At 62.5% G+C, this 12,621-nt stretch carries 10 protein-coding genes; 5 read left to right on the forward strand and 5 right to left on the reverse strand.

Features of this window, described 5'->3' with window-relative positions; translation table 11 throughout:
* Window positions 1–327: 327 nt before the first annotated feature.
* Both fabI and C8C89_RS13140 read right to left on the reverse strand, forming a co-directional pair.
* Window positions 328–1,116, reverse strand: coding sequence for an enoyl-ACP reductase FabI (gene fabI, locus C8C89_RS13135; protein ID WP_133990267.1), 789 nt, complete (start codon window positions 1,114–1,116; stop codon window positions 328–330).
* Between the two features lie 104 nt (window positions 1,117–1,220).
* Complete coding sequence (locus C8C89_RS13140) at window positions 1,221–2,633, reverse strand: transglycosylase SLT domain-containing protein (protein WP_133990269.1); 1,413 nt, start codon at window positions 2,631–2,633, stop codon at window positions 1,221–1,223.
* A 339-nt stretch (window positions 2,634–2,972) separates the two neighbouring features.
* Between C8C89_RS13140 and C8C89_RS13145 the strand changes: the two genes are divergently transcribed.
* On the forward strand, window positions 2,973–3,545 hold the full coding sequence (locus C8C89_RS13145; protein WP_101484633.1) for a DUF1415 domain-containing protein: 573 nt from the start codon (window positions 2,973–2,975) through the stop codon (window positions 3,543–3,545).
* Complete coding sequence (locus tag C8C89_RS13150; protein WP_133990271.1) at window positions 3,545–3,739, forward strand: DUF1289 domain-containing protein; 195 nt, start codon at window positions 3,545–3,547, stop codon at window positions 3,737–3,739. The genes C8C89_RS13145 and C8C89_RS13150 overlap by 1 nt, the downstream gene beginning before the upstream one ends.
* Window positions 3,740–3,866: 127 nt before the next feature.
* Here C8C89_RS13150 and C8C89_RS13155 read toward each other — a convergent pair whose 3' ends face one another.
* Window positions 3,867–4,373 carry a DUF1993 domain-containing protein gene (locus tag C8C89_RS13155; protein WP_034779265.1) on the reverse strand — a complete coding sequence of 169 codons (507 nt, stop codon included), beginning with the start codon at window positions 4,371–4,373 and terminating at the stop codon, window positions 3,867–3,869.
* A 263-nt stretch (window positions 4,374–4,636) separates the two neighbouring features.
* Between C8C89_RS13155 and C8C89_RS13160 the strand changes: the two genes are divergently transcribed.
* Together C8C89_RS13160 and C8C89_RS13165 are read left to right on the forward strand one after the other, a co-directional pair.
* Window positions 4,637–7,762, forward strand: coding sequence for an EAL domain-containing protein (locus C8C89_RS13160; RefSeq protein ID WP_133990273.1), 3,126 nt, complete (start codon window positions 4,637–4,639; stop codon window positions 7,760–7,762).
* A 10-nt stretch (window positions 7,763–7,772) separates the two neighbouring features.
* Window positions 7,773–10,046 (forward strand): xanthine dehydrogenase family protein molybdopterin-binding subunit, encoded by a 2,274-nt coding sequence (locus tag C8C89_RS13165; protein ID WP_208327695.1) that lies wholly within the window; start codon window positions 7,773–7,775, stop codon window positions 10,044–10,046.
* 3 nt (window positions 10,047–10,049) lie between these two features.
* Here the strand turns inward: C8C89_RS13165 and C8C89_RS13170 are convergent, their stop codons facing one another.
* Window positions 10,050–10,481 carry a thioredoxin family protein gene (locus C8C89_RS13170; RefSeq protein ID WP_101481978.1) on the reverse strand — a complete coding sequence of 144 codons (432 nt, stop codon included), beginning with the start codon at window positions 10,479–10,481 and terminating at the stop codon, window positions 10,050–10,052.
* A 279-nt stretch (window positions 10,482–10,760) separates the two neighbouring features.
* Between C8C89_RS13170 and rlmJ the strand changes: the two genes are divergently transcribed.
* Window positions 10,761–11,678, forward strand: coding sequence for a 23S rRNA (adenine(2030)-N(6))-methyltransferase RlmJ (rlmJ, locus tag C8C89_RS13175; protein ID WP_101481977.1), 918 nt, complete (start codon window positions 10,761–10,763; stop codon window positions 11,676–11,678).
* Between the two features lie 182 nt (window positions 11,679–11,860).
* Here the strand turns inward: rlmJ and C8C89_RS13180 are convergent, their stop codons facing one another.
* Window positions 11,861–12,610, reverse strand: coding sequence for an SAM-dependent methyltransferase (locus tag C8C89_RS13180; protein ID WP_101481976.1), 750 nt, complete (start codon window positions 12,608–12,610; stop codon window positions 11,861–11,863).
* Window positions 12,611–12,621: the final 11 nt, after the last annotated feature.

A 12,621-nucleotide genomic window follows, 5' to 3' on the forward strand; every position in this document is an offset into this window, starting at 1 on the left:
ACTGCCGTGTTGCCATCGCTTCAAGGGAACATATTGCAGCGCACAACGACACTATACCGTATTTGCCGCCGTTTTGCACGGTCTAAATGGGAGGAAACGAAAGTCCTACCACGTTTTGAACATGTTTCCTATGTGAAATCAGTAGGAATACGTAGTTTTCCGTCAGTCAGGCAAACATGGCGGGGATGGCGACGCCGGCGGGTAGCGGCGGCGCTGCCTTCCCACGCGCCAGCCCTGGCTTTCCGCGTGGCGCAGTGCCGCCCGGATGTCTTTCTAGGGTTGCGAGGCCCGCAGCATGCGATGCCGCCAATGTCGGCCATCACCGTATCAATCTGCTTCAGGATTGACCGCCATCACTTGCGAAAAGCCGCCATCGACGTAGGTAATCTCGCCCGTGATGCCCGAGGCCAGGTCGGACAGCAGAAAGGCGGCCGTGTTGCCCACTTCTTCGATGGTGACGTTGCGGCGCAGCGGGGCGTGCTCGGCCACGAAGCCCAGGAGTTTGCTGAAATCCTTGATGCCGGAAGCGGCCAGGGTTTTGATGGGGCCGGCGGAGATGCCGTTGGCGCGGATGCCGCGCGGACCCAGCGATTCGGCCAGGTAGCGCACGGACGCTTCCAGTGACGCCTTGGCCAGGCCCATGGTGTTGTAATAGGGTACGGCGCGCGCGGCGCCCAGGTAGGTCAGGGTCAGCACCGAGGCGCCCGGATGCAGCAGGGGGAGCGCGGCCTTGGCCATGGCAGGGAAGCTGTAGGCGGAAATATCGTGTGCGATGCGGAAGCTGTCGCGCGACAGGCCGTCGAGGAAGTCGCCGGCAATCGCCTCGCGCGGGGCAAAACCGATGGCATGCACCAGGCCGTCCAATTGATCCCAGTAGTGCGCCAGATCGCTGAAGACGGCGCTGATCTGTTCATCGCTGGAAACGTCGCAGTCGAACACCAGTTCGCTGCCGAATTCCGCCGCAAATTCCGTGATGCGTTCCTTGAAGCGCTCGCCCACATAGGTGAAGGCGAGGGTGGCGCCTTCACGGTGGCAAGCCTTGGCGATGCCGTAGGCGATGGAGCGGTTGGACAGCAGGCCCGTGATGAGGATTTTTTTGCCTTGCAAGAAAGCCATGACGACTCCTGTCTGGGTGGGTGGGGCGGATGTACCACCGGCCGCGACAGTAAAGCTGTGGCGGCCGGTGGCGTGTTTCCAGTACGAATCAGACGTAGCGCAGTTTAATGGCGGGCCTTGGCGCGGTGATTGCCGCCGCCGCGCTGGATGCGTGGTTTTACCAGGGAAATTGGCGCGGCCTGCACCTTGCCGCCCTTGGCGACGCGGCGCAGTGCCTTGGCGGCCCGTTCCGGCCGGTCCGCTTCCAGCAGCATGGTGGCGCTGTCGGCAATTTCCTGGGTGATGTCCTTGTTCATCGTGGCCGAAGTCTTCGGCACGAGGATGGTGGATCCGGCGCGCAGGCTGGTGCGCTGGGGAATGTTGTTGGCCTGGCGCAGCACGTCGGCCGTGGTGCCGAATTTCGACGCCAGGGTTTCGATGCGTTCGCGCGCATTGGTGATCTTGTGCGTGGTCCAGCTCGACAAGGCATGGCCCCATTGCGCCAGGTTGGTGGTGAACTTGGCGGCGTTTTCCTGCGGCAGCAGAATCTTGGTCTTTTCGCCGCCGATGATGACAGGGCGGTTAAATTGCGGATTCAAGGCCTTGAATTCATCCATCGACAGTTCGGCCAGCTGGGCGGCGACGGTGATGTCGATGTCGCTGGTCTTGTCGATGGCCGTGAAGTAGGGCTGGTTGTCGACCACGGGCAGGGTCAGGCCGAACTGGGCCGGATTGGCGATGATGTTTTTCACCGCTTGCAGCTTGGGTACGTAGTTGCGCGTTTCGGCCGGCATCAGGTCGGCCAGGCTTTCGAAATCGGTCGGCTTGCCTAGCGCCTGGTTTTTCTTGATGGCGCGCTGCACCGAACCTTCGCCCCAGTTGTAGGCGGCCAGCGCCAGTTGCCAGTCGCCAAACATGTCATACAGGCGCTGCAGATACGTCAGGGCCGCATCGGTCGAGGCCAGTACGCCGCGGCGCTCGTCCTTGAACATGTTTTGCTTGAGGTTGAAATCACGCCCGGTGGCGGGCACGAATTGCCACATGCCGGCCGCATTGGCGCTGGAGAATGCCTGCGGGTTGAAGGCGGATTCGATGAATGGCAGCAAGGCCAGTTCCGTCGGCATGCCGCGCTTTTCCAGTTCCTGCACCACGTGGAAGATGTAGCGCGAGGCGCGCGCCGTGGTGCGGGCGATGTAGTCGGGGCGGGTGGCGTACCAGTTGACGTGGTTGGCCACCAGTTGGTTGTTGATGTCGGGAATCGCATAGCCGCTGCGGATGCGGCCCCAGACGTCGGCTTCGCGCAGGGGGTCGGAATTGTCGCTGAGATTTTTCAGCAGACGGTCGGTCTTTTGCAGGCGGTTGTCGAGGGTGGGGAGTTTCGCCGTGACCTGGGCGGTCATCGGGATCAGGGCCGGTGCGGTGGCGGCGACTGGCGCGTTATCGCTCTCAACACCGGCTTCGTACGCCTGGCTGAGGGCGGGCGCAAGCGCCAAGGCCAACGCCGCCAGGACGGTAGATTTAAAGGAGTTTTCGTGCATAGTGTTCCATTGTTGTCGTCGGAGAAACATCGGACAGACCCATGATCAAGCTGCGAGTGTACGTATATCCACATGCTGGAGTCAAGAATTATGTCAGCATGATGACAGGAAATAAGCGGCAATAAGTGGGAAACGACTGAGTTTCCATTCGCAAATGCTGTCATTATTGCAAATTTAATTTGCCCGATGCGTGATTCGGCCGCTGTTATAGCATACATGGCGGGGAGGTTGGCGCAAGCCTGGCAGTCGTCCGGTATGAGACTGAGCAAAGAGTGCGTACAATTTGGCTTTGGCCGGCCATTCGGCTGCCAGCCGCCATATTGATAGAGAGTCATGCATATGAACACCCCGCCGCGCCACGACGACGACAACGCCGTCATCATCGCCAATACCGTTGCCTGGCTGGAAAAGGCCGTGATCGGCCTGAACCTGTGCCCTTTCGCCAAGGCCGTGCACGTCAAGAAGCAGATTCGCTACGTGGTGTGCGAATCGAGCAATCCGGAAGATTTGCTGGCCATGCTGATGGACGAGCTGCAAACCCTGGCCGACACGGACCCCGAGCAGATCGACACGACCTTGCTGATCCATCCGTACACACTGAATGATTTTCTCGACTACAACGAGTTTCTTGATGTGGCCGATGCGGCCGTGGAAGACATGCACCTGGCCGGCGAGCTGCAAGTGGCCAGTTTCCACCCGAATTACCAGTTTGCCGAGACGTTCGAGGATGACATCAGCAATTACACCAACCGCTCGCCCTACCCAACCCTGCACCTGCTGCGCGAAGACAGCATCGAGCGCGCCGTCGAAGCCTTTCCGGAAGCGTCGGAGATCTTTGACAAGAATATCGCCACCCTGGAAGCGCTGGGCGTCGAAGGCTGGGAAAAGCTCGGCTTGCCGAAGGTGTCCTGATGGGTGACAAGGAATTGCCGCCGCGTCCAGACACGCCCTGCGTGGCCGTGTGCTCGACGACCTTCGATGAAATCTGCCGCGGCTGCGGCCGCAGTGTAGTGGAAGTGGCCCACTGGGTATCGATGACGGATGAAGAGAAGGAAGTGGTGTGGGTGCGGATTCTTTCTCAAGGTTATCCGCGCCGGAATACTTAGGTAAGCCAGCAGCAACTGCTGGGGTCAGACCCCCTGGACTGCCAGGGTCAGACCCCCAAGGCCGCTAACGCAGAGCTCAGCGCCAGCGTCCGCGAGGGTCTGACCCCAGATCTTTCAGCGTCAACGATCAATAGCTGCCGATAAAGTCTTTTTTACCGACTTCGATGCCATTGTGGCGCAAGATGTCGTACGCCGTCGTCGCGTGGAAGAAGAAGTGCGGCAGCGCGTAGTGGAACAAATACGTCTGGCCCGTGAAGTGCTTGGTCTTTTCGCCGCTGCCGGTGGTGATGGCGCGCGTTTCGCTGCCGTCGATGTCCGCTTGCGGCAGGCTTTCCAGGAAGGCGATGGTTTTCACGATGCGCGCCTTCAACTCTGCAAAGCTCTGTTCGCTGTCTTCATACGGTGGCACGGCTACGCCGGCCAGGCGCGCGCCACAGCCCTTGGCGAAGTCGGTGGCGATCTGGATCTGGCGCACGAACGGCAGCATGTCCGGGAACAAACGGAATTGCAGCAAGGCGTTCGGATCGATTTTCTTGTCTTGCGCGTGCGTTTCCGCCTTGTCCAGGATGGCGGCCAGGCTGCCCAGGATCTGTTTGAAGACGGGGATGGAAGCGGAGTAGATGGAGAAGGTCATGGTGGTTCCTCGAGGTAAAGTGGCGCGATGATAGCAAGCCGCGCGTTTTTCTGCTGGCGCTTGCCCGGCGCGCCAGCCTTCGTGTGGTTTTTCAGCCCTGTCTATATGGCATGACGTCGCCATTGGCACGTGTTTATTGGTGACTTTTCCCGCTTTTTCCATGCATAATTGCTCCTGAAAAAGTTTTCCCCCGCCATATCACCCGAATTCCCCTGTAAAAAGTTCCATGATCGCCTGCCTGATCCCTGTTGCCCTGTTGCCGCATGTTTAATTCGCCCTATCAGCGCCTGCGCGCCAGCCTGCGCGTGCTGTACGGCTCGTCGATCTATGGCGCCCTGCTGGTGGTGGTGTTCGGCGGCCTGGTCGTGCCGGCCATCTTCGGCAGCTATCTGCTGGTCGGCGTGCATGAGCGCCAGTCGGCGCGCACCAGTCTGAACGAAGCCTTGCAGCGCAATGCCGACATCCTGGCGCTGGGCATGCAGGAGTCGCTGTGGAACATGAATGCGGAATCGGCCCATTCACTGGTCGAGTCGGTGATGCGCGACCGCTCCGTGCTGCTGGTGAAAGTGCTGGGGCAGGGCGACACGGAATTCATCAGCCTGCAGGCACCGCAGCGGCCCGTGGGCAATCTGTACCGTGCCGAGCGCGACATCCTCGTGCGCGGCGAACGCATCGGGCACGTCGTCGTCGAGATGGACGATGCGCGCAGCCAGCAGGAGCTGCGCGAAAAGCAGATGTCCTATATTTTCGTGCTGGGCGCACAGCTGGCCGTGTCGATGGCGCTGATCGTGCTGTTCCTGAACCGCCGCCTGTTGAAACCCCTGCGCCGCCTGACGCGCTTTTCCGACCGCCTGTCGCACGGCGATTTTGACACGCCCCTGGCCTCGCACAGCAACGACGAACTGGGGCGCCTGACGGCCCAGCTCGAGCAAATGCGTGCCGCCATCCGCCAGTTGTTCGAGGATGTGGGCCAGCGCGAAGAGCGTTTCCGCACCATTGTCACGCAGGTGCCGGGCGCCGTCTTCCGCTACCGGCCCGACGGCCCCATCGATTTCGTCAGCGATGCCATCGAAGACATCGCCGGCTATTCGGCGCGCCAGTTCATGCGCGGCACCACGCACGCCTGGGCCGACCTGATCTGCCCGGAAGACCGCCGCGAGCACCGCCGCGCCGTGCGCCAGGCGGTGCTTGAGGTGCGGCCGTATGCGCTGGAATACCGCATCATCGACGCCTTCGGCATCGAGCGCTGGGTGGCCGAGAATGGCCAGCCGCAGGCGGGCGAGCAGGGCGTCACCTGGGTCGACGGCATCATTGCGGACATCAGCCAGCGCAAGCACCACGAGATGCGCATCGAGGCGCTGCTGACGGAGCAAAGCGCCATCCTCGACAACGTGATGTTCGGCGTGATGTTCGTGCGCCACCGCCGCATCATTTCCGTCAACCGCCGCTGCGAGGAGCTGTTCGGCTACGGTCACGCCGAAATGACGGGCAGTTCAACCGCCATTGTGTTCATGACGTCGTATGACTTCGAAGAGGCGGGCGAGCGCCAGTATCCGGCGCTGGCGATGGGCGGCGATTTCAGCGAGGAGCGCCAGTACAAGCGCCGCGACGGCAGCCTGTTCTGGGCGCTGGTCAGCGGCTGTGCGCTCGACCCCCTGCGCCCCAACGAAGGCAGCATCTGGGTGTACGCCGATATCACGGCGCGCAAGGAAGCGGAAGAAAAGCTGCGCCTGTCGGCCACCGTGCTGGAACACATCGCCGATGGCGTGATGGTGGTCGACGCCGAGGGCATCATTGTCACTGTCAATCCCGCCTTTACGCAGATCACGGGCTACAGCGAAGCGGAGGCGTTGGGCCGGCACTCATCGCTGAACCGCTCGGCGCGCCACGACGCGGCGTTTTACCAGGCCATGTGGAGCGAGTTGAAGGCCAGCGGTTTCTGGCGCGGCGAAATCTGGCACCAGCGCAAGAACGGTGAAATCTACCTGGAGTGGCTGACCATCAGCGCCGTGCGCGACACGCGCGCCGTCACCACCCATTACGTGGGTGTGTTCAGTGACATCACGCTGATCAAGGAGTCGCAGGAAAAGCTCGACCACATGGCGCACCACGACCCGTTGACGGCGTTGCCGAACCGGCTGCTGTTCCACGACCGCCTGCAGCACGCCCTGTTGCGTGCCGCGCGCGAGCAGGAGCAGCTGGCCGTGCTGTTCATCGACCTGGACCGTTTCAAGAACGTCAACGATACCCTGGGCCACCATGTGGGCGACGAATTGCTGCAAAAGGTGGCCGGCCAGCTGGCTGCCCGCTTGCGCGAGGGCGATACCCTGGCGCGTCTGGGTGGCGATGAATTCATCGTGCTGCTCGAATGCATCGACGGCGAGTACGGCGCCACGCAGGTGGCGGAAAAGCTGATGACCATGTTCGACCAGCCGTTCACGGTGGCTGACCACGAATTGTTCGTCACCTGCAGCGTGGGCATCAGCCTGTATCCGGACGATGCGCTGGACTTGAACATGTTGATCCGCAATGCCGACGTGGCCATGTACCAGGCCAAGGCGCGCGGGCGCAATGGCTACCGTTTCTATGCGCCGTCGATGACGGGCGAGGGCGTCGAGCGGCTGCGCCTGGAAACCTTTTTGCGCCGCTCGCTGGAAAAGAACGAGATGTTCCTCAATTACCAGCCGCAGGTGGAAATTGATACGGGCCGCCTGGTCGGCGTGGAGGCGCTGGTGCGCTGGAACCACCCGGAACTGGGCCTGGTGCCGCCGGCACGCTTCATCCCGCTGGCCGAGGACAGCGGTTTCATCAACCAGCTGGGCAAATGGGTGCTCGACGAGGCGTGCCGCCAGATGATGCGCTGGCAGGCGCAGGGCTTGCGCGTGCCGAAGATGGCCGTGAACCTGTCCGTCAAGCAGTTCGAGCGGGGCAGCATCGCCGGCATGGTGGCCGATATTTTGCAGGAAACGGGCCTGGAGCCGCAGCGCCTGCAGCTGGAAGTGACGGAATCGGTGATCATGAATACGGGCGATGCGCTTGGTTTCATCAACGATTTGCATGCCATCGGCGTGGGACTGGCCATCGACGACTTCGGCACCGGCTATTCCTCGCTCGCGTATCTGAAACAGTTGCCCGTGCAAACCCTGAAGATCGACCGCTCTTTCATCAAGGATATCTCGACGGACGTGAACGACGAAGCGATTGCGATTGCCATCATCCAGCTGGGCAAGAGCATGCACTTGTCGGTGATCGCCGAGGGTGTGGAGACGGAAGAGCAGGCCGCCTTCCTGCTGCGCCATGGCTGCAAGCTGGCGCAAGGTTATTTTTATAGCCGCCCGGTGCTGGCGCAGGATATGCTAGAGCGCTGGATCGATCAATCACCACCATAAAGGATAGCCCATGGCCGCACAATCCTCCCCGTCGCGCCGCCGTTTCCTGCTGGGAGGCCTGGGCCTCGGCGTGGCCGGCGTGGGCGCCCTGGTGCTGGGCTGGGGCGTGCTGCCGCCGCGCCAGCGCCTGAACGGCAGCGCGCCGCTGCCGCTCCAGGATGGCGCCGTGGCCCTGAACGGCTGGCTCGCCATCGGTAGGGACGGCATGGTGATCCTGGCCATGCCGCGCAGCGAGATGGGACAGGGCGTGCATACGGCCTTGCCCATGCTGGTGGCCGAGGAACTCGACGTGCCTTTGAGCAGCGTCAAGCTGATCCAGGCGCCCATGGATAAAATCTTTGGCAATGTCGCCATGCTCAAGGATAGCCTGCCTTTCCACCCGGACGACCAGGGCCGCCTCAAGGCGCTGGCGCAATGGACGGTGGCCAAGGCCGCGCGCGAGCTGGGCGTGATCGTCACGGGTGGTTCGTCCAGTGTGAAGGATGGCTGGGCTCCCATGCGCGAAGCGGGAGCGTCCGCGCGTGCCATGCTGGTGGGCGCCGCCGCCGCGCAGTGGCAAGTGCCGGCCGCGCAATGCCGCACGCAGGATGGCGCCGTGATCCACCCGGACGGCCGGCGCGCCAGCTACGCCAGCCTGGCGCAGCGCGCCGCCAGCATAGCCCCGGGCACGCCCGTGCTGAAACTGCCCAGGGATTTCAAGCTGATCGGCCAGCCAGCGCCGCGCCGCGACACGCCTTCCAAAGTGAATGGCAGCGCACGTTTCGGCATCGATGCGCGCCCGCCCGGCATGCTGTACGCGGCCCTGCATTTGCCGCCGCGCCTGGGCGACACCCTCGCCGCGTTCGATGCGGCACCCATCCTGACCATGCCCGGCGTCAAAAAGGTGCTGGACCTGACGCCGCACCTGGCGCAGCGCAGTGCCTCTTGCGTCGCCGTGGTGGCCGATACCTGGTGGCGCGCCAGGCAGGCCGCCGCCGCCTTGCCGATGCAGTGGAAGGCCGGTGCCCAAGCGGGCCTGTCCAGCGCCGGCGTCTACGCGGAGTTTGCCCGCCGCTTGGACACGGAAGCTGGCCATGCCTACCACGCCAGCGGCGAGGTCGAGGGCAAGGGCGTGCAGGGTTTGCGCAGCGTCAAGGCCGAGTACCGCGCGCCGTTCCTCGCGCACGCTGCCATGGAACCCGTCAACTGTACCGCGCAGGTCAAGGATGGCAAGGTGATGCTGTGGGTCTCGACGCAGGCGTCCGGCATCGCCGTCGACGTGGCGGCGAAGGTGGCTGGCGTCGACGCGAAGGATGTGACGATCGAGGTGCTGCTGCTCGGTGGCGGTTTTGGCCGCCGCCTGGAGGTGGATATGGTGGCGCAAGCCGTGGCCATCGCGCTGCAGTGCGACGGCGCACCCGTGCAGCTGGTGTGGACGCGCGAACAGGATACACAGCACGATATGTACCGTCCCGCCGCGCTGGCCCGTTTTTCGGCACGCCTCGACGAGCATGGCCGCATCGCCTCCTGGGATAATAAATCCGTCAGCGGTTCCATTACGCACCAGTTTCTGCAACGCAACTTCGGCTTGCCCGGCGCGGGGCCTGACAAGACCACGGCAGAAGGCGAATTCGACATGCCGTATGAAATCGCCAACCAGCGCATCGCCCACGTGATCGCCGACAGTGCCGTGCCGATAGGCTACTGGCGCTCGGTGGGGCATTCGCACAATGCGTTCTTCAAGGAAAGTTTTATCGATGAGCTGGCGCATGCGGCCGGACAGGACAGTATTGCTTTCCGCCGCGCCATGCTATCGAAACATCCGCGCCACCTGGCCGTGCTCGACGCGGCAGTTGCCAAGGCGGGCAGTGCGCCGCCCGGCCATGCGCATGGCGTGGCCTTGCACCAGTCGTTTGGCAGCATCGTCGCGCAGGTGGCGCAAGTGTCCGTGGAAAATGGCGAAATCCGCGTGCAGCGCGTGGTGTGCGCCATCGATTGCGGCATTGCCGTCAATCCGAACATCATCGCCCAGCAGATGGAGTCGGCCGTGCTATTCGGCCTGTCGGCGGCGCTGGGTGGCGAGATTACCTTCAAGGATGGCAAAGTCGAGCAGGGCAATTTCCACGACTATCCCGTGCTGCGCATGGGCCAGGCACCCGAAGTGGAAACCATCATCATCGCCAGCGCCGAACATCCCGAAGGCGTGGGCGAACCCGGTACGCCGCCGATCGCGCCGGCCGTGGCCAATGCCGTGTTCATTTTGACGGGGAAACGGCTGCGCAGCCTGCCGCTGCGGCTGGCCTGATGTTTATTGTGCCAGGGTGGCGGCCAGCATGTTGCGCAAATTGCAGTCGCGCTGCCAGTCGCGCCGCTCCTGTGTGCTGCTGGCCAGCGCTGCCAGTTCGTCCCCGCTGAGCGCCTGCTGCGCCTGCACCATGCGGTGCGCCAGGCCGCCGTCGGGCAGCACCGTGCCGAAGAAGGCCACATTGTTCTCGCGCTGGATCAGCAGGGTCGGGAAGTTGTCGATGTCGAGGTCGCCCACCACATCGGCCTGGTCTTCGATGTCGATCCAAACGAAGACGGTGTCCGGGTGGCGCGCGGCCAGTTCCTCGAACGTGGCGCGGTAAGTGCCGCAGGTGCCGCACCACAGCGCGCACAGGCAGGCCACCGTCCAGCGTGGGCCGGCCAGGGCTGCCGCGACATCGGCGCGGTTATCGGTAGTGAGGGTCAGGCTGTGCATGGCTGTGTCTAGTTAGTCGTCTGATGGGCGCGGGGCGCCCGATGCGCGTATTCTACCGCGCCCGACCGCGGCAGTCCCGGGAAAGCATGGCCTTGTTTAACGGTGTTTTTTGATGCAATACACCTTTCTGGTGGATAATGCTGGTAATTGCGCGCTGATTACGCTGGTCCATGCTGTTTCCTGGCCCCGCAGCCTGACTCCTCCAGTCTGTTTTCATGCCCTGCCCGGTGTCAGCGCAGCCCCGCCTTTGTTTATTTTTATTATGGAATTAGCCAGCTTATGTTGAGTTACCGCCACGCCTTTCACGCGGGTAATCACGCCGATGTGTTGAAGCATTATGTGCAGATTCAGTTATTGCAATATCTGAATCAAAAAGATACCGCCTATAGTTATATCGATACCCACTCCGGCGCGGGCGTGTATGCGCTCGACGGTGGTTATGCTTCGAAAAATGCCGAGTACGAAACGGGCATCGCGCCCCTGTGGGATCGCACGGACTTGCCCGCTTCGCTGGCCGAGTACATGAAGCTGATCAAGGAAATGAATCCGAGCGGCAAGATGCGCTACTACCCGGGGTCGCCGTACTGCGCCGACAAGGTCAGCCGCGAGCAAGACCGTCTGCGCCTGTTCGAGCTGCATCCTGCCGATGCAAAGATTCTGGCTGACAACTTCCGCAAGGTCGAGGCGCATGCGCTGGCCCAGGGCGAGCGTCCTACCGTGCGCGGCAAGCGCGTGCTCATCACCAAGGCCGACGGCTTCCAGAGCCTGAAAGCCCTGCTGCCGCCGCCATCGCGCCGCGCGCTGGTGCTGATCGACCCGCCGTATGAAGACAAGATGGATTACCGCAAGGTCAAGGATACCCTGGCAGACGCCCTCGTGCGCTTCCCGTCGGGCATCTACGCTGTCTGGTATCCGGTGCTGCAGCGCATGGAATCGCGCCAGTTCGCCGACAAGCTCAAGCAACTGCCCAGCTCGGACTGGCTGCACGTGACTCTGACAGTCAACACGCCGTCGCCGGACGGTTTCGGCTTGCACAGCAGCGGCATGTTCATTTTGAACCCGCCGTACACGCTGGAGCCGATGTTGCGCGAAGTCATGCCGTACCTGGTGAAGGTATTGGGCCGCGACGATGGTGCCAAGTTCGTGCTGGAAACAGGTAAGGGCGGCCAGAAAAACACGGGCACACGCCGAGTCTGAGGACACCTGGCCAAACCTACTGCGCGTCGGTATAGGCGGCCTGCGATGCTCACCATACTAGAGTACGGTTGCGCTTCTTAGCCACCTCTCCCTTCCGCTCGCGACGGTTTTGTCAGGTGTCGTAACTATCGTAGTTGAGCAAAGTAAAACGCCACGGCAAATATGTTCGTGGCGTTTGTCGTTTACTGTCCCAACAACAGGAATACGGTCGGTTTCTTGTGGAAGTCCGGAGCCTTGCCGGCGGCCAATTGTTTCTTCCACTGCCCGCCATTCCACGTTTGCACGCTTTCCGTGTCCAGGCTCAGGTCGGTGGCGACGCAGATCAGCGTCGAAGGTGCGCATTGCGCCACCAGCGCTTCGAGCATGGCGGCATTGCGGTACGGCGTTTCGATGAACAGCTGGGTCTGCTTTTCCATGCGCGAACGCAGTTCCAGTTCCTTGATGCGCTTGGCGCGCAGGGCCGCATCGGTGGGCAGGTAGCCGTTGAAGGCGAAGCTCTGGCCGTTCAAGCCGCTGGCCATCACGGCCAGCAGGATCGACGACGGGCCTACCAGCGGGCGCACTTTAATGCCGTGCTGATGCGCCAGGCGCACCAGGTCGGCGCCCGGGTCGGCCACGGCGGGCACGCCCGCTTCCGACACCAGGCCCGCATCGCGTCCCGCCAGCAGCGGCGCCAGCAAGCCGGCCAGCGCTTGCGCCGGGGTATTTACGTTCAGTTCGGAAATCGTAATTTCCTGCAAGGGCTTGGCCAGCGGATGCTGGTTGCCGATCAATTTCAGGAAGGCGCGCGCCGTCTTGGCGTTTTCCGCAACGAAATAATCGAGTTGCGAAGTGATTTGCCGCACCTGCTCGGGAATGATGTGGGCCAGCGGGTCGGCCGGGCTGTCGGACAGGCCGAGGTGGTTGGGAATCAGGTACAGGGTGCCGGTCATATTGTTAGCTT

Source organism: Janthinobacterium sp. 75, from assembly GCF_004365495.1.
In the GTDB taxonomy this organism is placed as follows: Bacteria; Pseudomonadota; Gammaproteobacteria; order Burkholderiales; family Burkholderiaceae_D; genus Janthinobacterium.

Excerpts from the sequence above, each read along its gene's own strand:
- fabI (WP_133990267.1), bottom strand. The coding sequence starts at position 1,116 with ATGGCTTTCTTGCAAGGCAAAAAAATCCTCATCACGGGCCTGCTGTCC.
- C8C89_RS13155 (WP_034779265.1), bottom strand. The coding sequence starts at position 4,373 with ATGACCTTCTCCATCTACTCCGCTTCCATCCCCGTCTTCAAACAGATC.
- C8C89_RS13160 (WP_133990273.1), top strand. The coding sequence starts at position 4,637 with ATGTTTAATTCGCCCTATCAGCGCCTGCGCGCCAGCCTGCGCGTGCTG.
- C8C89_RS13170 (WP_101481978.1), bottom strand. The coding sequence starts at position 10,481 with ATGCACAGCCTGACCCTCACTACCGATAACCGCGCCGATGTCGCGGCA.
- C8C89_RS13165 (WP_208327695.1), top strand. The coding sequence starts at position 7,773 with ATGGCCGCACAATCCTCCCCGTCGCGCCGCCGTTTCCTGCTGGGAGGC.
- rlmJ (WP_101481977.1), top strand. The coding sequence starts at position 10,761 with ATGTTGAGTTACCGCCACGCCTTTCACGCGGGTAATCACGCCGATGTG.
- C8C89_RS13150 (WP_133990271.1), top strand. The coding sequence starts at position 3,545 with ATGGGTGACAAGGAATTGCCGCCGCGTCCAGACACGCCCTGCGTGGCC.
- C8C89_RS13145 (WP_101484633.1), top strand. The coding sequence starts at position 2,973 with ATGAACACCCCGCCGCGCCACGACGACGACAACGCCGTCATCATCGCC.
- C8C89_RS13180 (WP_101481976.1), bottom strand. The coding sequence starts at position 12,610 with ATGACCGGCACCCTGTACCTGATTCCCAACCACCTCGGCCTGTCCGAC.
- C8C89_RS13140 (WP_133990269.1), bottom strand. The coding sequence starts at position 2,633 with ATGCACGAAAACTCCTTTAAATCTACCGTCCTGGCGGCGTTGGCCTTG.